At 70.9% G+C, this 18560-nt stretch carries 21 protein-coding genes, 1 tRNA gene and 1 pseudogene; 13 read left to right on the forward strand and 10 right to left on the reverse strand.

Translation table 11 applies throughout. The features are described 5' to 3' along the window. From AB0C78_RS05040 to AB0C78_RS05070, 7 genes and pseudogenes are all read left to right on the forward strand, one after another. Positions 1-221 (forward strand): integrase core domain-containing protein (locus tag AB0C78_RS05040; RefSeq protein WP_360741843.1); only part of this gene is annotated, 221 nt, incomplete at its 5' end. A gap of 279 nt (positions 222-500) precedes the next feature. Next, positions 501-953 (forward strand): annotated as a pseudogene (locus AB0C78_RS05045) (YhjD/YihY/BrkB family envelope integrity protein); the annotation flags it as partial. Between the two features lie 46 nt (positions 954-999). Then, positions 1000-1458, forward strand: a complete 459-nt coding sequence (locus AB0C78_RS05050) for a YhjD/YihY/BrkB family envelope integrity protein (RefSeq protein ID WP_360741846.1) — start codon at positions 1000-1002, stop codon at positions 1456-1458. 567 nt (positions 1459-2025) lie between these two features. Continuing rightward, the gene (locus AB0C78_RS05055; protein WP_360741849.1) at positions 2026-2379 is read left to right on the forward strand and encodes a hypothetical protein; all 354 of its coding nucleotides are present in this window, start codon (positions 2026-2028) and stop codon (positions 2377-2379) included. A 47-nt stretch (positions 2380-2426) separates the two neighbouring features. Beyond that, the gene (locus AB0C78_RS05060; RefSeq protein ID WP_360741852.1) at positions 2427-3005 is read left to right on the forward strand and encodes a DUF5994 family protein; all 579 of its coding nucleotides are present in this window, start codon (positions 2427-2429) and stop codon (positions 3003-3005) included. A gap of 79 nt (positions 3006-3084) precedes the next feature. Beyond that, positions 3085-3477, forward strand: a complete 393-nt coding sequence (locus AB0C78_RS05065; protein ID WP_360741855.1) for an STAS domain-containing protein — start codon at positions 3085-3087, stop codon at positions 3475-3477. A gap of 117 nt (positions 3478-3594) precedes the next feature. Beyond that, positions 3595-4041 carry a hypothetical protein gene (locus tag AB0C78_RS05070; RefSeq protein WP_360741858.1) on the forward strand — a complete coding sequence of 149 codons (447 nt, stop codon included), beginning with the start codon at positions 3595-3597 and terminating at the stop codon, positions 4039-4041. Positions 4042-4145: 104 nt separating this feature from the next. On the opposite strand, the gene AB0C78_RS05075 is transcribed toward AB0C78_RS05070, so the two are convergent. After that, on the reverse strand, positions 4146-4403 hold the full coding sequence (locus AB0C78_RS05075; protein WP_360742346.1) for a DUF6458 family protein: 258 nt from the start codon (positions 4401-4403) through the stop codon (positions 4146-4148). Positions 4404-4738: 335 nt separating this feature from the next. Here AB0C78_RS05075 and AB0C78_RS05080 point away from each other — a divergent pair, with 335 nt between their 5' ends. Then, positions 4739-6556 carry an amino acid permease gene (locus AB0C78_RS05080; protein ID WP_360741861.1) on the forward strand — a complete coding sequence of 606 codons (1818 nt, stop codon included), beginning with the start codon at positions 4739-4741 and terminating at the stop codon, positions 6554-6556. Here AB0C78_RS05080 and AB0C78_RS05085 read toward each other — a convergent pair. The 3 genes from AB0C78_RS05085 to AB0C78_RS05095 form a co-directional block, all read right to left on the reverse strand. Further along, entirely contained in the window at positions 6543-6914 is a 372-nt protein-coding gene (locus AB0C78_RS05085; RefSeq protein ID WP_360742349.1) for a SpoIIE family protein phosphatase, read from the reverse strand. The genes AB0C78_RS05080 and AB0C78_RS05085 overlap by 14 nt on opposite strands. Positions 6915-6998: 84 nt before the next feature. After that, on the reverse strand, positions 6999-7316 hold the full coding sequence (locus tag AB0C78_RS05090) for a UBP-type zinc finger domain-containing protein (protein WP_360741864.1): 318 nt from the start codon (positions 7314-7316) through the stop codon (positions 6999-7001). A gap of 37 nt (positions 7317-7353) precedes the next feature. Continuing rightward, positions 7354-8451, reverse strand: coding sequence for an acyl-CoA desaturase (locus tag AB0C78_RS05095; RefSeq protein WP_360741868.1), 1098 nt, complete (start codon positions 8449-8451; stop codon positions 7354-7356). A 248-nt stretch (positions 8452-8699) separates the two neighbouring features. Between AB0C78_RS05095 and AB0C78_RS05100 the strand changes: the two genes are divergently transcribed. From AB0C78_RS05100 to AB0C78_RS05110, 3 genes are all read left to right on the forward strand, one after another. Next, entirely contained in the window at positions 8700-9614 is a 915-nt protein-coding gene (locus AB0C78_RS05100) for a LysR substrate-binding domain-containing protein (protein ID WP_360741871.1), read from the forward strand. Between the two features lie 171 nt (positions 9615-9785). Next, positions 9786-10598 carry a slipin family protein gene (locus AB0C78_RS05105; RefSeq protein WP_360741874.1) on the forward strand — a complete coding sequence of 271 codons (813 nt, stop codon included), beginning with the start codon at positions 9786-9788 and terminating at the stop codon, positions 10596-10598. A 90-nt stretch (positions 10599-10688) separates the two neighbouring features. Beyond that, positions 10689-11051 (forward strand): transcriptional regulator, encoded by a 363-nt coding sequence (locus AB0C78_RS05110; protein WP_360741877.1) that lies wholly within the window; start codon positions 10689-10691, stop codon positions 11049-11051. A gap of 525 nt (positions 11052-11576) precedes the next feature. Here the strand turns inward: AB0C78_RS05110 and AB0C78_RS05115 are convergent. Then, positions 11577-11649 (reverse strand) — tRNA-Arg (locus AB0C78_RS05115). Between the two features lie 177 nt (positions 11650-11826). Between AB0C78_RS05115 and AB0C78_RS05120 the strand changes: the two genes are divergently transcribed. Then, positions 11827-12258, forward strand: coding sequence for a hypothetical protein (locus AB0C78_RS05120; RefSeq protein ID WP_360741880.1), 432 nt, complete (start codon positions 11827-11829; stop codon positions 12256-12258). A gap of 81 nt (positions 12259-12339) precedes the next feature. Further along, positions 12340-13371, forward strand: a complete 1032-nt coding sequence (locus AB0C78_RS05125; RefSeq protein WP_151546971.1) for a D-alanyl-D-alanine carboxypeptidase family protein — start codon at positions 12340-12342, stop codon at positions 13369-13371. 4 nt (positions 13372-13375) lie between these two features. Here AB0C78_RS05125 and mscL read toward each other — a convergent pair whose 3' ends face one another. The 5 genes from mscL to AB0C78_RS05150 form a co-directional block, all read right to left on the reverse strand. After that, the gene (gene mscL, locus AB0C78_RS05130; protein ID WP_360741884.1) at positions 13376-13786 is read right to left on the reverse strand and encodes a large conductance mechanosensitive channel protein MscL; all 411 of its coding nucleotides are present in this window, start codon (positions 13784-13786) and stop codon (positions 13376-13378) included. A 365-nt stretch (positions 13787-14151) separates the two neighbouring features. Then, positions 14152-14772 (reverse strand): SAF domain-containing protein, encoded by a 621-nt coding sequence (locus AB0C78_RS05135; RefSeq protein ID WP_360741887.1) that lies wholly within the window; start codon positions 14770-14772, stop codon positions 14152-14154. Continuing rightward, the gene (locus AB0C78_RS05140; RefSeq protein ID WP_151544780.1) at positions 14769-15587 is read right to left on the reverse strand and encodes an S-methyl-5'-thioadenosine phosphorylase; all 819 of its coding nucleotides are present in this window, start codon (positions 15585-15587) and stop codon (positions 14769-14771) included. Before AB0C78_RS05140 ends, AB0C78_RS05135 begins: the two co-directional genes overlap by 4 nt. A gap of 193 nt (positions 15588-15780) precedes the next feature. Next, positions 15781-17910, reverse strand: a complete 2130-nt coding sequence (locus tag AB0C78_RS05145; RefSeq protein WP_360741891.1) for an MMPL family transporter — start codon at positions 17908-17910, stop codon at positions 15781-15783. Between the two features lie 258 nt (positions 17911-18168). Then, on the reverse strand, positions 18169-18522 hold the full coding sequence (locus AB0C78_RS05150; protein ID WP_360741894.1) for an FmdB family zinc ribbon protein: 354 nt from the start codon (positions 18520-18522) through the stop codon (positions 18169-18171). Positions 18523-18560: the final 38 nt, after the last annotated feature.

Genomic DNA, 18560 nt, shown 5'->3' on the forward strand with positions numbered 1-18560 from the left:
TCGGCACCAGTGCCGACAACGCCGCCGCCGAATCCCTCAACGCCACCCTCAAACGCGAAACCCTGCAAGGCGCCCGGCACTGGCCCACCACCCACACCGCACGCCGAGCCGTCTTCCGCTGGGCCACCCGCTACAACACGCGCCGCAGACACTCCCGCCTCGGCCAACTCTCACCGATCAACTACGAGAGAACCACCGGTAGCCTGACCGCTGCCGCCTGAAATCGGTGTCCACATCTCGGGGGGAAGCCCCGGAACCGGACTTCACCAGACCAGTACCAGGTCATAGACAGCTGTCTTGCGATCAAGCCCGCGGCGTTGCCGAAACTTACCGGCACCCAGACCCCCTGGATCTCCCAACCGTTGCTGGAAGTCATCGACAAGCGTTGCTGCCCGTCATCGACATACTCGGTCTCGGTCCACTCGTCGGTCTGCTCCATCCGAACGGCGTCGACCAGGCGGACGACGGCGGGAGCGTTGGCCCGGCGGTAGAGAGGGAAGATGGAGCGCGTGGGAGTGGTCGGCCGCGTGGACGCCTATCAGAGGCGACATCGTTGGGCGGGGCTGCCGCTGGCGGTGGTGTTCAAGTTCGTGGACGACCAGGGCACCTACCTCACGGCGTTGATCACTTATTGCGGGTTCGTGTCGCTGTTTCCGTTGCTGCTGCTGTTGGTCACCGCGTTGGGGTTCGCGTTGCAGGGCAATCCGGGGCTGCAGCAGCGTGTGCTGGATTCGGCGCTCGCGCAGTTCCCGGTCATCGGGGATCAGATCGGTGCGAACGTCCATTCCCTTCACGGCAGCGTCCTGGCGCTGGTGACGGGTGTGGCGGGCAGTCTGTACGGCGGTCCGGGCGTCGTGCAGGCCGTCCAGAACGCCCTGAACAGGATCTGGGGCGTGCCCCGCAACTCACGGCCGAATCCGATCGCCGCCCGGGCGCGCAGTCTGGCGTTGCTGGCGGTCGGCGGCGGGGGCGGTCCTGGCGACCACGCTGCTGTCGGCGGTGACCGTGTCCGGTGGGGTCTTCGGTGCCGGTGTTCGGGCGGGCGCCATCGTGGTGGCGGTCGCGGTCATTGTCGTGCTGTTCACGGTGGCGTTCCCGGTACTGACCGCCCGGCCGCTCAACGTCGCACAGGTCCGAACCGGCGCGATCGCCGCGGCGCTGGTCTGGCCGGCCCTGCAATGGGCCGGTGCGTTCCTGCTCGCCCAGATGCTCAAGGGCGCGACCGCCACCTACGGGATGTTCGGTCTCGTGCTCGGCCTGCTGACGTGGATCTACCTGGGTGCGGTCGTCTTCGTGGCCGGCGCGGAGATCAACGTGGTGCGCGAGCGGCGGCTGTGGCCCCGCAGCCTGCTGACGCCCTTCACCGACAATGTCGAGCTACCGCCGGAGACCGGCGCGCCTACGCATGGACTGCCAGAGGAAATCGTCCACGCCGGTCGCGTGGCGGGGGGCAGGTAGGCCCGCGCCTGAAGGACGATCCGGGTTCCGGTGCGGGCAGGCCAACGGACACGACCACCGGCGGGCCGCAGAGGGCATCCGCGATCGAGGGCTGCTGTTCACGCTCAACCCGGTCGGGGGCGGAGGGAGGGGGCCGGCATTTCGAGCTTCGGATCGCGGGGACCCGGTCTGGAATGGACATGGGGCTCACTTCCGGTTCACCAACCTGCCGATGTCCTCTTCCGCAACGGGTGGGGTGCGGTTCAGGGCCGCCCGGCTCGGGGAGGAGCGGACGGCCCTGGACCAGCCGGCGCAGCCCCCAGCAGCGACTGGCCGGTTCTCATTAGAGCCGGACGGTCTGACAGCGGAAACAGGCAATGCGTGCACACGCCATCACTTGCACCGATGACCGCCGCTCGGACGGCAATGAATACCGCTCTCGCGGCCCCCGGGACACCGCCCGGAAAATCATTTTCAAGATCTGCGGATGATGAGGAATTGTCGAGTAGGATCAGATTATCCGGCAACGGCGACATCTTCGTTCTGAGATTGTTCCGTCACACCGGCTCGCCCCCGAGAGGGGGAGTCATGCCGACCTCGTACAAGCCTCGCACCAGCAGCCGTCCCGGTGCGAGCTCCCAGCCCGGCCCCGGCTCGCCCGGTCGACACAAGACCCGGCCGGCCCTGCAGCCGGTGACCGTGACCCGCACCAGCGTGGCGTGGCCCGGGATGTGGGCCGTCGCGGTCATCTCAGCCGTCTTCATGGTGGTCGTGGTGAGCAACACCGGCGACGTGCGGATCTCCTTCGCCGACATGAGCGGTGTCCTACCGCTGGCCGTTGTGCTCCTGGCCGCGATGGCCGCCGGAGTCGCGGTCACCCTGGTTCTGGGCACCGCCCGCCTCACCCAACTGCGGCCGCTGACCCGCAAGCGCCTCCGATGAGGAACCGGCTCGCCGCATCGATCGAAAACCAGAAGAAGGTGCCGGCCATGTGGACCACCACCGAACGCCGCACAACCATCAGCCTGTCACCACCCTCGACACCACGGCTGCGGCTGTGCCCCGCCGCCTCTCCGGGCTCGGCACGGACCGCGCTCGACGGCGCCTGGTGGCCCCGCTCGGCCGACCCGGCCGCGGAGCTGCCGGGGCTGATCCTCGCCCTGCAGGACCACGGACCCATCGACGACCACCGCCCCATCACCCACCTCCTGCTCCGGGTGGACGACTGGGACGGCCGCCCGCGCCGGCTGCGGATCGACGGCCCGGCCGACACCCGGGTAGTGCGGCTGAGCTGGTTCGACTCGCTCCCCGCCGGGCTCCTCACCGCGATCCACGCCGACGGGCGGCGCGTCGACCTGCTCACCGTCCCGGTCTCCACGCGCCGCGCCGAAGCCGAGGCGGTGATGGAACTGGCGTCCCACCCCGCCAACCACCTGCACACCCCCGGCCTGCTGGCCGCCCTCACCGCGCCACCCGGCCGGACGGACCGGCCCGGCACCCAGAAGGCCTCAGAGGACACCTGGGAATCCGAGGGCGGACGCCTTCGAGGAGACCCGGCGACACGTTGATTCGCCCCGTTGCCCGGACGGCCCGTCATGTGGCCGTCCGGGCACGGAACTTCCGCCCCATCTGCGATCGGAGATCGCCATGACCACCTTCACCACCACCGCGCCCGCCGCGGATCTCGCGCGAGGCCCCGACGAGGTGCGGATGCCCGCCCACCGGCGTCCCGGTCACACGATCGTCGCGCTGTCGGGCGCCCTGGACGGCGCCGGCGCCGCGGCGTTGCGCGAGCACCTGATCGGCGCGTTGCGGCGCAGCGGCCGCCTGCTGATCCTCGACCTGAGCGAGGTGACGTCCGCCGACGCGGCCGGACTGGCCGTGCTGATCGGCATCCGCCGCCGCGCCGGCGGACTCGGCATCACCCTGCGTCTGGCCGCCCCCGGCCCGCAGGTCGCCGCGCTGCTCCGCGCCACCGGGCTCGACCGCGCGCTCATCGTCGGCCCCGCTCGGAAAGTCCGCGCCGGGCTCGCCGCATGACCGCATGGGCGCCGGGCACAAGAGGGGCGATGTGACCAGACCGAGCCCGGTTCCGCGACGCCGGCCCGCCCTGCGGCGCACGTCCCGGTCCGGGCTCGCCTCCGATCGGAGAGGACTGTGAGCGCCCCCGACGAGAACGACGCCGATGCCGCGCGTCCCGGCCTGCGTACCGGCCGGTGGCGGCTGCCCGCCGGGAGGGCGGCGGCACAGGTCCGACGCACGGTTCGCGATGCGCTGCGAGCGTGGGGGCTGGGCTCGGCAGCGGGAGACCTCAGCGACCAGCTGACGGCGCTCGTCCAGGACCTTCTCACCCGTGCCGCCGCGCGCGGCCCGGTCGACCTGCGGCTGGAACTGCACGCATCCGCCCGCCTGCTGCTGGGCGAGATCCGCGCCGCCGCATCCGCGCCGCCCGGGACCCCGTCTGGGACCGCCGACCGGCCGTCCGGCCACGCGTCCGGCCACGGCATCATTGCCCTGACGTATGGGCGCCGCCCCTCCCGCAAGCGCGTCCGGTACATCCACTCCTTCGCCTGGTGGCAGCAGGACCCCGTCGCCGACCAGTGAACCCCCGTCAGGAAACGACGACGGCGACCGCCGCGATGAGCACGCAGACGATCGCCACCGCGATGACCATGCCGCCGATGAGTCCCATCACCAGCCGAAGGTATTCATTTTTCATGGTCATCGGGCACCCTCTGCCGTCTTTGCCTGGCGTGCGCCTCGTCGATGGCGTCTTGGCGGCTTCGGGCCGGCCATCGCTTCGGGCGCGGCTTGCCGCGCATGACCAGGGGAAGCAGCAGCAGTGCCACGCCGGCGAGCATGAAGATGGTGCCCACCGCGTGCAGATCGATACCGCTCACGGATCCGGTGACGGCGAAAACGAGGATCGCGCCGATCACGAGGAGGGCGATACCGGCTATCGGCATCACACGCCGCCCTTCGGTGAAATCGAATCAACGAGCCAGGTGTCGATGCCCATGAACGGACTCCTTATACGAGCCATGAATTCGGCCCGGATGCGTCTCGTGCTTCACCGGACTCGCATGCTCGTTTCGCCACTATTCAACCGCCTCCCAGCCACAGGGGAAACAGCGGATTTCCGAACGTCTTTTCTCTTCAGGAGATGGCCGGTCGGCGCGTCGCAGCAAGGACGTCGAGCATGGCGGCGCCGCCGCTCGGGGCATTGGTCGTCCCCACGGCATGACGGCCCTCCTGGGGTCCGGGTGGCGGGATGCGGAGGTCTCTGGTGGGAAAACCGTCCATGGGTTTTGGAACGGCGCCGAAGAAGGTGGCGCCGCGGGTGCCGTTGCGGCACGGGGAGGGCGACAAGGACCATCTGACCAGCTTCGGGGGACTGGCGGCGCTGTCCCTCGATGCGCTCAGCTCGGTGGCGTACGGGCCGGAGGGCATCGTGCTGGTGCTCGTCGCCGCCGGCTCGCCCGCGCTGCTCCTGACGCTGCCGGTCACCCTGGCCATCGTGGCTCTGCTCCTGGTCCTGGTCGTCTCCTACTGCCAGGTCATCGCGGTGCACCCCGACGGCGGCGGCGCGTACGCGGTGGGCAAGAAGGACCTGGGGGCCGCGGTCAGTCTGCTGGCGGCGGCGAGCCTTGCGGTGGATTACGTGCTGACCGTCGCGGTCAGCCTCGCCGCGGGAGCGGCCAGCCTGGCATCGGCGTTCCCCTCGCTGCGGCACCACATGCTCGCGGTGTGCCTGCTCGGCCTGGTTCTGATCACCACCGTGAACCTATGGGGCATCGCCGAGAGCGCCCGCGTCCTCATGCTGCCGATGATGGTGTTCCTGGTAGCGATCTTCGGCGTCATCGTCGTCGGCCTGCTGCGTCCGCACCCGGCCGCGCTGGTGGGCAGCGTGCAGCCGGTGCGCGTCAGCGAGGCGCTCGGGGTGGTCGTGATCCTGAAGGCCTTCGCCGCCGGATGCTCGGCTCTCACCGGGATCGAGGCGATCGCCAACGGGGTCCCCACCTTCCGGGAGCCGCGCGCCCGGCACGCCCAGCGCACCGAGCTCATGCTCGGTGCGCTGCTGGGGACACTGCTGATCGGGCTGGCGGTTCTGATCCACCGCGAGCACGTCGCGCCCCGCGGCGGGGTCACCGTGCTGGCCCAGCTCACCGCCGGGTCGTTCGGCACCGGCTGGCCGTACTACGCGACCAACATCGCCGTCACCCTGGTCCTGGCGCTGGCCGCCAACACCAGCTTCGGCGGGCTGCCGGTGCTGATGAGCCTGCTGTCCGCCGACGACCGGCTGCCGCACCTGTTCGGTCTGCGGGCCGAGCGGCCGGTCTTCCGGTACGGCGTGGTCGCTCTGGCCCTGCTCGCGGCCGTACTGCTGGTCGCGACGTCCGCCGAGACGCATCGGCTGATCCCGCTGTACGCGATCGGGGTGTTCATCGGGTTCACCATCAGCCAGACGGGGCTGGTACGGCACTGGTACGGCCTGCGCTCCCGCCGTTGGAGAACGCGAGCCGCCCTCAACGGCACCGGGGCGATCCTGACCGCGACCGCCACCGTCGTCTTCGTCGCCGGCAAATTCACCTCCGGTGCCTGGGTCGTGATCCTCGCGATGCCGGCGCTGATGCTGCTGTTCGCCCGCATCAACGCCTATTACCGGGCGGTCGGCGCCGAACTCGACCTCGGCCCGCACCCGCCCCGCCCGCAACCGGCCGCAAGCCTGGTCATCGTCCCCGTCGGCAGCATCAGCAAGCTCACCGAACACGCATTGCGGGCGGCACTGTCCCTCGGCGGTGACGTCATCGCGGTCAGCGTCCACCCCGGACCCGAGGAGAGCGCCGCCTTCCGCGCGCGGTGGAACGCCTGGGACCCCGGCGTCCGGCTGGACACCATCGAAAGCCCGCACCGGTCACTGGTCCACCCGATCGTCCACTACGTTCGGCGAGCGCAACAAGGAGACCTGCAAGTCGCCGTTCTCATCCCCGAAGTCCAACCGCGCCGATGGCGCTACCGGATCCTGCAGAACCAGCGGGGTCTGCTCCTGGCGACCGTGCTGCGCGCCACCACCGACGTCGTCATCTGCACCATTCCTCACCGGCTCACCTCCCGTTGATCGGGCGCGCGCGGTCCGGCGGGAGGCTGGCCGTCACAGGAGTGGTCCTGGTGACGTGGTCGGCGGTGCCGCCGCGCCATTCGATGAGGAAGAGGGTGGCGTCGTCGCTGGTGATCCCGCCTCTCTCCTGCATCAGTGTGGGGGAGAGGCGGCGCACCATCTGCTGGACCGTCGCGCTGGCGGGGCTGACGCGTTCGATGGTGGCGATCAGCCGTTCCTCGCCGAACTGCTCCCCGCCGGTGGTGTGCTCTTCGACGAGGCCGTCGGTGTAGGCCAGGACCCGGTCGCCGGGGCGGTATCTCGTGCGCCGGGTCCAGGAGTTGTCCCAGCAGCCGCTCGCCGAAACCCTCGCTGCGATCCACCGGGCCTCGGTGTCCGCTCAGTTCCCCCACAGCCGTCTATGTGCCCCTGACACGGACGGCAACTCCCTGTATCGAGGGTGTTAGACGGGACGTTCGTGGACGTAGCACCATCTCCAAGTCGATCCTGGTTCGATGGCGGCGGCGAGCGGATGGTCGGTCTCCTGGTAGTGCGCCCGCGCGTGCCGGCGCGGCGAGTCGTCGGAGCAGGCCACCCAGCCGCAGGTCAGGCACAGCCGCAGCGCCGTCCACCGGTCGCCCCGCGCCTCACACGCCGCGCAACCATGTGATCGTGGCGCGACGGGTGTCAGGCCGTCCACGTGCTGACAGCGTGGCGCCGTGCCGTTGGGGCTGTGCGGCACGCCCGAGGCGATGGCGCGGACCCTCATCTCGTGGTTCATCGAACCTCCCCTTCCGGGTGCCGTTTCGCTCCCCGGGTCAGTACTCCAGTTCCGGGCGCAGGGGGCCGCCGACCGCGTGCAGGTGGCGCAGTACCTGGGCGTAGGAGCGCGCGAGGCTCGTCTCGCAGTAGGCGATGTCGTGATGGGCGCAGAACGCGCGCACGAGGGCTTGGGCGCGGCGCAGGTTGGGGCGCGGCATGGAGGGGAAGAGGTGGTGCTCGATCTGGTAGTTCAGCCCGCCGAGCACGAAGTCGGTGATCCGGCCGCCGCGGATGTTGCGCGCGGTCAGCACCTGCCGGCGCAGGAAATCGGACCTGTCCCCCTTGCCGAAGATCGGCATGCCCTTGTGGTTGGGGGCGAACGAGCAGCCCAGGTAGAGCCCGAAGAGTCCTTGCTGGAGCAACAGGAAGCCCACGGCCTGGGCCGGGGCCAGCACCCAGAACAGCACGGAGAGGTACCCGGCGGCATGGACGAGCAGCAGTCCGCCCTCGACCAGCCGGGTCGTTCCCGGCGTGTCAGCCCGGGATGTCGCGCCATGCCCGACCAGTGCCCGGACGCTCGACAGGTGCAGGTGGAATCCTTCCAGGAGCAGCATCGGGAAGAACAACCAGGCCTGGCGGCGGGCGAGCCATGCACGGGGGGCGCCGCGGGTCTGGGCGTTGTCGCGGGTGAAGGCGATCGCGCCGGTGGCGATGTCGGGATCGCGGCCGACCTGGTTGGGGTGGGAGTGATGCCGGTTGTGCTTGGCGACCCACCAGCCGTAGCCGAGACCCACCAGCAGGTTTCCGTGCAGCCGTCCCAGCAGGACGTTGACCCGTCTGGAACCGGAGATCTGCTGGTGGCCCGCGTCGTGGCCGAGGAACGCGGTCTGGGTGAACGCGGCCGCCAGGAACGCCGCCACCGCGAGCTGCCACCAGGACGGGCCGACCAGCACGAAGGCGACCCAGCCGGCGGCGAGGAACAGCAGGTTCGTCGCGGCTTTCACCCAGTAGTAGCCGGGACGCCGGGCCAGCAGACCGGCCCGCTTCACCTGCCGCGACAGCACCGCGTAGTCGCTGCCCCGCAGGTTCACTGCGGCGTCGGCCCGATCCGGTGCGCGGCTCAGGGGGCTGCCTGCGGGGAGGATCGTGGTCATGGTCTTCGACTCCAGTTGGATGCCCTCCGGTGAGGGGCGACCGGCTCGAACGCCGCCGGCGGGCTCGGGCGCGTGGAAAGCGCCCACCACCAGTTGAGCCCGCTCTTCGGCCGGACCGAACCGGGCAATACGGGCAAGAGTCATCAGCGGCGGCGATAACCGTCGCACCGGCGACGCGGAGCTCCCGGCACACGCCGCGATGTACGCTGCTGGAGGGTCCAGCTGTTCCGGCCCGGAAGGCGGGAGACGTGGAACTGCGCCAGCTCCGCTATTTCGTCTCCGTCTCCGAGGAGCTCAACTTCGGGCGCGCGGCGGCCCGCGAGCACATCGTGCAGTCGGCGCTGAGCCAACAGATACAGCGGCTGGAGCGGGAACTGGGCGTGCGCGTGCTGGAGCGCACCACGCACTACGTCGCCCTGACCCCGGCGGGGGCGGCGTTCCTGGTCGAGGCGCGGCAGATTCTCGCCCACGTCGAGCGCGCCGTCCAGGTCGCCCGGACCGCGCAGGGGACCGCGCCGGCGTTGCGGGTGGGCATCATCGACGCCAGCTACGACTCGATGCCGCAGATCCTGCACGAGGCCCAGGCCCGCTACCCCGACCTGGTGATCCACCAGGTCGAGGCCGGTGTCCCCGAGCAGTACCAGCAACTCGTCGACGGGCGCCTCGACGTGGGCATCGGCCGCGCCGCACAGGCACCCAGCGGGATCGCCTCGCATCTGTTCCGCCAGGACCGCCTCGGCGTCCTGGTACCGCGCGGGCACCGGTTCGCCGACCTCGACGCGGTACCGGTCGAAGCCCTGGCCCGCGAGCCGCTGCTGCTGGCCGAGGAGATGAAGGCCCCGGAGTTCAACCAGTTCACCGTCGAGATGTGCCGCGCCGCAGGCTTCACCCCGACGGTGCACCAGGGCACCGTCGACAGCATCCGCGCCGCGTCCACGCTGGTCGCCCAGGGCCGCTGCCTGTACTGCGTGCCCTCCTCCTGCATCTCCGCCCTCCCCGGGACGATATGGCGGCCCCTCACCGACCCCGCCTCGTTCTACCCCTGGTCGATCCTGTGGCGCGCCGCCGACGACTCCGACCACGTGCGCGCCGTCGTCGCCTGCGCCCGCGGTATGTCCGAACGGCTCGGCTGGCTGGCCACCGCCGACCAGCCGGCCGGCTGACTCACCGGCCATCGATCCGCCGGCCTCCACCCGACCCGCGCGGTGATCGGTCGCGGTGATCGGCTCAGCCCGTATCGGCGGTATCCGCCGGGCGGCCGCACGGGATTGTCTGTCATCAGGGTCTTCCACACGGCCCGTCCAGGCCCGGACCCCCACCGAGCGGAGCATCCGATGGGAATCCTGATCGCCGTTGTCGTGATCGTGGTGCTGGTGGCGCTGTTACTGCTCGCGATGGCGGTGCGGATCGTCAAGCAGTACGAGCAGGGGGTGCTGTTCCGGCTCGGCCGGGTCCGCGGCGTCCGCGAGCCCGGCCTGCGGCTGATCATTCCGATGGTGGACGTGATGCGGCGGGTGACCCTGCGGATCGTCACGATGCCGATCCAGTCGCAGGGCATCATCACCCGCGACAACGTCAGCGTGGACGTCTCGGCGGTGGCCTACTACCGGGTGGCCGACGCGGTGAAGTCGGTCGTGGCGATCGAGAACGTCCGCGCCGCGATCGACCAGATCGCCCAGACCACGCTGCGCAAGGTGGTCGGGCAGCACACCCTGGACCAGACGCTGTCGGAGACCGACCGCATCAACGCCGACATCCGCGAGATCCTCGACGTCACCACCACCGCCTGGGGCGTGGAGGTGAGCCTGGTCGAACTGAAGGACATCCAGCTCCCCGAGACCATGAAACGCGCCATGGCCAAGCAGGCCGAGGCCGAGCGGGAGAAGCGCGCCAAGATCATCAGCGCGGAGGGCGAGTCCATGGCCGCCGCCGCCCTCGGCGACGCCTCGGACACGATGATGGCCCACCCCCTGGCCCTACAACTGCGGAACCTCCAGAGCCTGGTCGAGATCGGCGTGGACAAGAACAGCACCGTCGTCTTCCCCGCCCCGCTGATGACCACCATCGCCGAACTCGGCGCCTTCCTCGCCCGCGAGAAGACCGCCGCCCTCCCCGCCATCACGCCGAACGGTGCTCCAAGGGCCTGATCACAGGCTGGTCGCCGCCGTCTACAACATTGCCACCCTGCGCTGGATCGAGCGCCGCGTGATCGCCCGCACCGCCGGGGACCTCGTCCGGTGAACCTCGGCCCCGTCATCCACACACCGGTACGGTTGCAGGTCGTGTCCCTGCTGGCCGCGGCCACCGAAGCCGACTTCTCCTTCGTCCGCGGCAGCCTGGAGATCGGTGACTCGTTGCTGTCCGAGCACACGAGCGCCCTGGAGAACGCCGGATACGCCCACATCCGCAAAGGACACGTCGGCAAGCGGCCCCGCACGTGGCTCAATCTCACCGGCCAGGGCCGCGCCGCGTTCGCCGAGTACGTCGCCGCCCGACAGCAGATCGTCGGACAGCCTCTCGCACCCGCAGGGATGAACGCGGGACAGACCGCCGTCTGCCTCCATGCGGCCTTTCGCAGGTACCGGCGACTGTACCGATAACGCCGCTGGCGTAAACCGGCTGCACCTGGCCCGCCCCACCTGTCGGGGAGCAGCGGACTTCGGCAGCCTCAAAAGAGCGCCGGTGAGCATGACCGAGGCATCGCCCCAGGCGCGGCCACCCGGGAGCCGGCTGCGCGCCCTCGAGGATCGTGCATTCACGGGTACAGCCGGTCGCCCAGTCGATGGTGGCGACACGATCGCGTGGCGTCGGAACGTCCCGACAGGACGAAACTCACCAGCTCGCCCTTGAGATCCCCGGCCCCCGCTGTATCCGGTCCGCGCATGCCTTCCCACGCTGCGTTGTGCCGTCAACAGGCTACTGGCGAACACGCCCAGGGGCGTCTCGAAGTTCGGGGCTATCGCGGCTGTTTCGCTCCCTTGCCCCGCCTCTGATGGCGGCCGATCGGTATCTCAGCCTCCTGAGCTGCGGCCGAGGCGCGCTTCACTGAAACTGCGCTGTCATCATGCGCAGTCAGCCTGAGTCGACGCGAGCGTCACAAAGATCGCCAACCACCACGAAGTAGGCGCCCCCGGCAGGATTCGAACCTGCGACACCCGCTTTAGGAGAGCGGTGCTCTATCCCCTGAGCTACGGAGGCATGTCGTCGCTCGCCGGAAGAGCGTAGCGGACGGCACCTACAGGGTAGGGGAAGGGGCGTACTGGGCGCTCCCCGTTATGGGGGCGACCGGGGCTCAAGAGAGCGCCAAAAGGCGGCGGGAGATGGCCTATGCGCGCTCTAGGCCGGGTGGGGTCGGTGTGGGTACGCTTCGGTGCCGTGACGGGTCGGCATCGCGGGCAGCCGAAGGACCGGGAGACCGGGGAGGCCGCCGAGACGCGCGCGCCTCGGCGGAGGCGCCTCGCGATGATCGCGGGGGCGTTCCTGGTGCCCGTCGCGCTCGCGACCGTGGTGGCGTTCTCGCTGCGTGAGGAGCCGTCGGGACGGCCGGACGGGGCGGTGACGCCGACGCCGCGGGCCGCGGAGGCGTCGCCCTCGGCGGAGCCGACGTTCGGGCAGTACGTCCCGCCGGAGAGCGATCCGCAGGCGGAGACGAAGGCGCCGCGGCGGGTCGTGACGCCGCAGGCGGAGCCGACGAAGAAGGCGACCCCGAAGCCCACGCGGCCGCCGGACGTGCGGCCGACGTGCCCGTGGGCGGGCGTGCCGTACCTCGACCAGTGGTGCCATCGGCATCGTCACACAGGTCGCTGAGCCGGTTGCGCCCAGTTCGGCTGTGAACCTGTAGTAGCGTTCTGCCGCTGTTCGTATTCGGGCATCAGGAGGAAAACCACCGTGCCGAACCCCCGGTCGGCTGCGCTGGCCGCGGCCGTCCTGGTGATGGCGACGCTCGTGCCGCAGGGTGCCGGCAGGGCGGCCGAAGGCGGGGACGACGTCAAGTCGCTGCGCGAGGCCGCCGCCAAGGCTCGCGACGAACTCGAGTCGGCCACCAAGGACATGGAGGGCCGCAAGAAGGACCTGGCGGCCTCGCAGAGCAAGCTGAAGGCGACGCTGCAGGACCTGGCGGACGCCGAGGCGCAGCTGAACGAGATCCGGCAGCCGCTGGCACGGCTCGCGAACTCCTCCTACCAGCAGCCCGGCGCCGCCGGGTCGATGGCGGTGTTCGGCGGCGGGAACCCGGAGGAGGCGCTGCGCGCCACCGCGGACGTGAGCATGCTCGCCCGGTCGCAGCAGGCGCTTGTGGACCGTGCCGACGCGCTGCAGAAGCGCCGCCAGCAGCTGGCGTCCACGGCGCAGGACCTGCAGTCCCGCAACGCGATCGCGCAGACCCGCGTGCAGCAGGACATCGACGGGCTCAAGCAGCGGTCGGCGCAGCTCACCGACCAGCTCAACGCGATGCTCAAGAAGCTGCCCGAGAGCAAGCGGCTGGAGCTCGGGTGCGACAAGAGCCTCGCCGCCGACGCCAAGAAGTTCCCCAACGGGCTGATCCCGCAGAAGTACCTGTGCCCGCTGCCGCAGAAGGGACGCGAGCTGCGCGCGGACGCGGCGCTGGCGTTCTACAAGCTGAACGCGGCGTACAAGGCCCATTTCGGCCGCGACATGTGCCTGACGGACTCCTACCGGAGCCTGGCCGAGCAGCAGTCCGTGTACGTGCGGCGCCCCGGCTTCGCCGCCGTCCCCGGCACCAGCAACCACGGCAAGGGGCAGGCCATCGACGTCTGCGGCGGGGTGCAGAACCAGGGCTCGGTGCAGTTCAACTGGCTGAAGGCCAACTCCAAGAAGTACGGCTGGTTCCACCCGGCGTGGGCCTACAGCAACCCGTTCGAGCCCTGGCACTGGGAGTACGGCACCGAGAGCCAGTACTGAGCCGTCAGGGGGTCTGCGCCAGCGGGACGATCTCGGAGGTGCAGAACCGGCAGCGCCGCGCCTTGATGGGGATCTCGGCGAGGCACTCGGGGCACTCGCGCTCGGTGGCCTCCTTCCCGCGGTCCATCCGCTCGATCAGCTTCGTGGTCGGCAGCACGACGAGGAAGTAGACGATCGCCGAGGTGATGAAGAAGGCGATCGCCGAGGTGACGAAGACGCCGTACGGGAACGTCGTGCCGTCGACCGTCAGGGACAGCCGGGTGTAGTCGGGCTTGCCGCCGATCAGCGCGATCAGCGGGGTGATGAAGGAGTTCGCGAAGTCCTTGACGAGCGAGGCGAACGCGGCGCCGACGACGAACGCGACGGCGAGGTCGACGAGGTTGCCGCGGAACAGGAACTTCTTGAATCCGCCCATGGTGTGCTCCCGGGGGTCGGCGGGGCGCGTCCCGTCGGACGCGCTCCTGGAGGCGATCGGCTCTGGGCACGCGGGGAGGGGCGCGGCCGATCCGCGCCTGGTCTGCCCTGATCGGAGGGGGTTCTCACTCCCGCGTGCGCTATATCACTGATGCTCGGTCCGGCCGAAGCCGGACGGAACGGCTACGGATGGTAATGAAAGTTCACCCCTCGCGCCAAGTCGATCCCGAACCCGCCCGCAGCCACCCCCAGCCCACCCCAACGCCCTCCAGAACCCCGCCACGCGCCCAGCCGCCTGCCGCTGATCACAGACCCCCAACAGCGCCCCGCAACCCCCGGAGCCGCGCCGGGGTGGGCGTGGGGTGGTTAGGGGGTGGTGAGGGTGATCGAGAGGGCGGAGCGGGTGCCGGCGAGCGCTTGGGCCTGCGCGCGGTCGGTCGCGAGGACCACCAGGGCTCCCTCGCGGCCGCCTTCGTCGTCGTGGCGGGGCACGGTCACCACCGGCACGCCGGACACGATCATTCGGGCTTCGCTCCACCGGTCGTCCCGGCCGGGGAGGTCGTCGAGACCTGAGGGCGGCGGGCCGGCCAGGACGTCGACGCGGTCGCCGGAGTGCAGCAGGCGGACGGTGTCGGCGTCGGCGATGCGGACGGGCGCGGCGACCGTCCCGGGGGCGTAGCCGCGCAGGAGCCCCTCGCCGACCAGGCGGGCGTCGGTGAGCGGCTCGCCGCGCCGCATGGGCCCTGCGAGGACCCGCCCGGCCGCGCCGGAGCGGAGCGCGCCCGCGGGGACGGCCGGGGGCGGCAGGTCGAGGGCGCGCAGGTCGGACGTGCCGAGGGTGGCGCCGGCGGGCAGGTCACGGGCCGCGGCCAGGACGCGGACCGAGGGCGCCGGCCCGGGCCGCAGCGCGGTGAGGGCCAGGCCCGCGGCGGCCGCGGCGGACAGCGCCGCCAGCGGCCGCCGCAGCCGGGCCGCGCGTGCCCTCACGGCAGCTCCAGCGGGAGGTCCATGCCGTCCAGGACGGCGGGGCAGGGGCAGTCGCGTTCGGCGGGCAGTGCCTTGACCACGTCGGCGACCACTCCGCGCAGCCGGCCGATGTTCTCGCCGAACACCCGGAGCACCTCGTCCATGGTGACGCCCTCGCCCTCCTCGATGCCGGCGTCGAGGTCGGTGACCAGGCACAGCGGGGTGTAGCAGAGCGCCAGCTCGCGGGCGAGGACGGCCTCGGGGTGGCCGGTCATCCCGACGAGCGTCCAGCCCTGGCCGGCGAACCAGCGGGACTCGGCCCGGGTGGAGAACCGGGGGCCCTCGATGACGACGAGGGTGCCGCCGTCGACGGGCGCCCAGCCGGCGGCGTTCGCGGCGTCGACGGCGGTGCGCCGCCCGACCGGGCAGTACGGGTCGGAGAACGAGACGTGGATCGCGGCGCCGTCGTCGTAGTAGGTCTGCGGGCGCCCGGTCGTCCGGTCGACGAGCTGGTCGGGGACGGCCAGCGTGCCGGGGCCGAGGTCGGGGGTCAGCGAGCCGACCGCGCTCGGCGCGAGGACCTGCCGGACGCCGAGGGACCGCAGGGCCCACAGGTTGGCGCGGTAGGGGATCTTGTGCGGCGGGAAGCGGTGGTCGCGGCCGTGCCGGGGGACGAACGCGACGCGCCGCCCGGCGAGTTCGCCGATGGCGACGGCGTCGCTCGGCGGGCCGAAGGGCGTGTCGACGCGCACCTCCTCGACGTCGTCGAGGAAGGAGTAGAAACCGGAACCGCCGATGACCGCGATCTCGGCCGTGGGCTGCGAGTTGGTGGACATGCCGCCGACACTAACCAGCCCGCCGGAGCACATGCGGACCCGCCGCGAAATGTGGATAACTTCATGATCGCCGGACCCGCCGCACGTGCCGGACCCGGCGGACGCGGCGGACGCGCCGGGCGCAGTGAGCGCCGCGGGCGTGGCGGAGGGGCCCGGTGTGGCGCCGGGCCCCTCGCGATCCGTGGACGTCGTGTCAGCCGACCCGGTCGAGGATCCGGGACCGGTCCGTCTGCGCGTCGCGCGCGGCGAGCCGTCCCGGCGCCCAGATCCGCCGCCCGAGGTCGTGTGACAGGGCGGGCAGTAGCAGCGACCGGACGACCAGCGTGTCGAACAGGACGCCGAACGCGACGACGAAGCCCATCTCCACCATGGACACCAGCGGCAGCGTCGCCATCGCGCCGAACGTCGCCGCCAGCACCACCCCGGCCGAGGTGATGACGCCGCCGGTGACGGTGAGGCCGCGCTGGATGCCGCGCCGCGTGCCGAGGGTCTGGGACTCCTCCCGTACACGGTGCATGAGGAAGATGTTGTAGTCGACCCCGAGCGCCACCAGGAAGGTGAAGGCCTGCAGGGGGAATCCCGTGTCCGTGCCCTCGAAGCCGAAGCCGTGCCTGAAGATGAGCGCGCACGCGCCTAGCGAGGCGAGGAACGACAGGCCGACGGTGCCCATCATCAGCAGCGGTGCGACGAGCGCGCGCAGCAGCAGGACGAGGATGACGAAGACCACGCCCAGCACGATCGGGATGATGACCTTGTTGTCGCGTATGGAGGCGCGCTTGGTGTCCAGGGACGTGGCGGTGGTGCCGCCCACCTTCGCGTTCGCGGACGGGACGGCGTGCACCGCGTCCCGGAGCCGGTCGATGGTCCGCTCGGCCGCCTTGCTGTCGGCGGGGTCGCGCAGCGTCGCCTCGTACATGACGAGGCCGTTCGTGGTGGCCGGAGGACCGACCTGGGCGACGCCCTGTGTGCGCGCGGCCGCCGCTGCGATCTCAGGCGACGCCGACGCCTTGCCGATGATGACGGCCGGGGAACCGGATCCGGCGGGGTAGTGCCGCGCCACGGCCTCCTGCCCGGCGATCGAGTCGGGGCGTCCGGTGAACTGGCCGGCGTTGGAGAGCCCGTCCGCCTTGAGCGAGCCGAGGCCGAAGGTAAGGCCGACTAGGACGATGCCCGTGGTGAGCCACAGCACGCGTGAGCGCCTGGCCACGAGGCCCGCCACGCGGGACCAGATTCCGTGCTCGGCCTCGTACGCCTCGGGCTCGAGGTACTTGGCGTCGTAGCGCGGGACGAGCGGCCAGAACACCCAGCGGCCGAAGATGACGAGGAGCGCGGGCAGGAGCGTGACCATCGCGCCCAGCGCGGTGAGGACGCCCGCCGCGGCGACGGGGCCGAGCCCCGCGGTGGAGTTCAGGTCGGCGAGCAGCAGGCACAGCAGGCCGACGGCGACGGTGGCGGCGGAGGCGATGACGGCGGGCGCGGCGCGGCGCAGGGCGAACGCCATGGCCTCGTGCCGGTCCTCGTGCCGGTGCAGTTCCTCGCGGTAGCGGGCGACGAGCAGGAGGGCGTAGTCGGTGGCGACGCCGAACACCAGCACGGTCATGATGCCGGAGCTCATCCCGTTGACGGTCAGGTCGGCGTACTTGGCCAGCAGGTAGACGACGGACTGGGCGAGCCCGAGGGCGAAGACGGCGCTGAGCACCGGGATGAACCACAGCACGGGGCTGCGGTAGATGATCAGCAGCAGGACGATCACGACGATGCCGGCCGCCATGAGCAGGAAGCCGTCGAGGCTCTGGAACACCCCGTACTGGTCGGAGCCGGCGCCGGCGGGCCCGGTGACGTGCGCGGACAGCCCGGGCGGGCCGCGCTTGACGAGGTCGCGCGCTTGGTCGACGGCGTCGGTGACGTCGTCGCTCTTGATCGGGACGAGGGTCTCCAGGGCCCTGCCGTCCTTGGACGGGAACGGTCCCTGCGCCTTCTCGGCTCCCGGGAGGCGCTCGAAGGCGGGCATGTCGGCCGCGGCCTTGGCGCGGTCGGCGGCGGTGATCCCGGAGGGACGCTCGTAGACGATGACGGCGAGCATCGTCTCGTCCTTCTGGAACATGTCCTGCTGCTTGACGACCTGCGTGGACTCGGCGCTGGCGGGCAGCCAGGACGCGGCGTCGTTGTCCTCGACGTCGGCCAGCTTGCCGGCGAGCGGGCCGAGGGCGGCCAGCAGGACGATCCAGACGGCGAGGACGGCCCATTTGCCGCGGCGTCCGGCGATCAGCCCGGCGAGCCTGCGGGCCGGTGTTCTGGGGGGAGCCTGGCTCTGTGCGCGCATGGTCGATCTCCTGAGGAGGGTCCGTGGATCTCGCGATATGACGCGAAAACTTGCTCAGGACCAGAGTCTCTCTGATCGCGAGAGAAAGCAAGTTATATCGCGAAATCTCGGGGTGGCCTCAGGGTCGGTCTCGGGGTGGCCTCAGGGGCGGCCCCAAGGCCGCCCCAGAGCACGACGAAGGCCGGAAGAACCCGGTTGGGTTCCTCCGGCCTTCGGAAGCGCGGTGGGGACGTGGCCCCTAGAGTCGGGCCCCGGTGGTCAGGCCACCTTCTCGGACGAAGAGGACTTCGACGAAGAGGTGGACGACGAGGACGACGAGTCGCTCGACGAGCTCGACGAGGAGGACGAGTCGGACTTGGCGGAGTCGCCGCTCGACGACGACGAGCCGTTCGACCCGTTGGACGAGCTCCCCACGGTGGAGGACGACTTGCCGGAGCCGCGGCTGTCGGTGCGGTAGAAGCCCGACCCCTTGAAGATGATCCCCGCGGCGGAGAAGACCTTGCGGAGCTTTCCGTTGCACGCCGGGCATTCGGTCAGCGCGTCGTCGCTGAACTTCTGCACGACCTCCAGAGGCTCGCCGCACTCGGTGCAAACGTACTGATACGTCGGCACGGTTCCTCCTCGCTGACTCAGTCCGGGCGCCGTCCCGG

The sequence above is a fragment of the Actinomadura sp. NPDC048394 genome (genome assembly GCF_040651755.1).
Classification (GTDB): Bacteria; Actinomycetota; Actinomycetes; order Streptosporangiales; family Streptosporangiaceae; genus Spirillospora; species Spirillospora montaniterrae.

What these genes read in the sequence shown, in the direction of transcription:
- AB0C78_RS05095 (WP_360741868.1), bottom strand. Translation starts at nt 8,451, where the DNA reads ATGACCACGATCCTCCCCGCAGGCAGCCCCCTGAGCCGCGCACCGGAT.
- AB0C78_RS05055 (WP_360741849.1), top strand. Translation starts at nt 2,026, where the DNA reads ATGCCGACCTCGTACAAGCCTCGCACCAGCAGCCGTCCCGGTGCGAGC.
- AB0C78_RS05140 (WP_151544780.1), bottom strand. Translation starts at nt 15,587, where the DNA reads ATGTCCACCAACTCGCAGCCCACGGCCGAGATCGCGGTCATCGGCGGT.
- AB0C78_RS05090 (WP_360741864.1), bottom strand. Translation starts at nt 7,316, where the DNA reads ATGAACCACGAGATGAGGGTCCGCGCCATCGCCTCGGGCGTGCCGCAC.
- AB0C78_RS05075 (WP_360742346.1), bottom strand. Translation starts at nt 4,403, where the DNA reads ATGCCGATAGCCGGTATCGCCCTCCTCGTGATCGGCGCGATCCTCGTT.
- AB0C78_RS05105 (WP_360741874.1), top strand. Translation starts at nt 9,786, where the DNA reads ATGGGAATCCTGATCGCCGTTGTCGTGATCGTGGTGCTGGTGGCGCTG.
- AB0C78_RS05065 (WP_360741855.1), top strand. Translation starts at nt 3,085, where the DNA reads ATGACCACCTTCACCACCACCGCGCCCGCCGCGGATCTCGCGCGAGGC.
- AB0C78_RS05060 (WP_360741852.1), top strand. Translation starts at nt 2,427, where the DNA reads ATGTGGACCACCACCGAACGCCGCACAACCATCAGCCTGTCACCACCC.
- AB0C78_RS05145 (WP_360741891.1), bottom strand. Translation starts at nt 17,910, where the DNA reads ATGCGCGCACAGAGCCAGGCTCCCCCCAGAACACCGGCCCGCAGGCTC.
- mscL (WP_360741884.1), bottom strand. Translation starts at nt 13,786, where the DNA reads ATGGGCGGATTCAAGAAGTTCCTGTTCCGCGGCAACCTCGTCGACCTC.
- AB0C78_RS05080 (WP_360741861.1), top strand. Translation starts at nt 4,739, where the DNA reads ATGGGTTTTGGAACGGCGCCGAAGAAGGTGGCGCCGCGGGTGCCGTTG.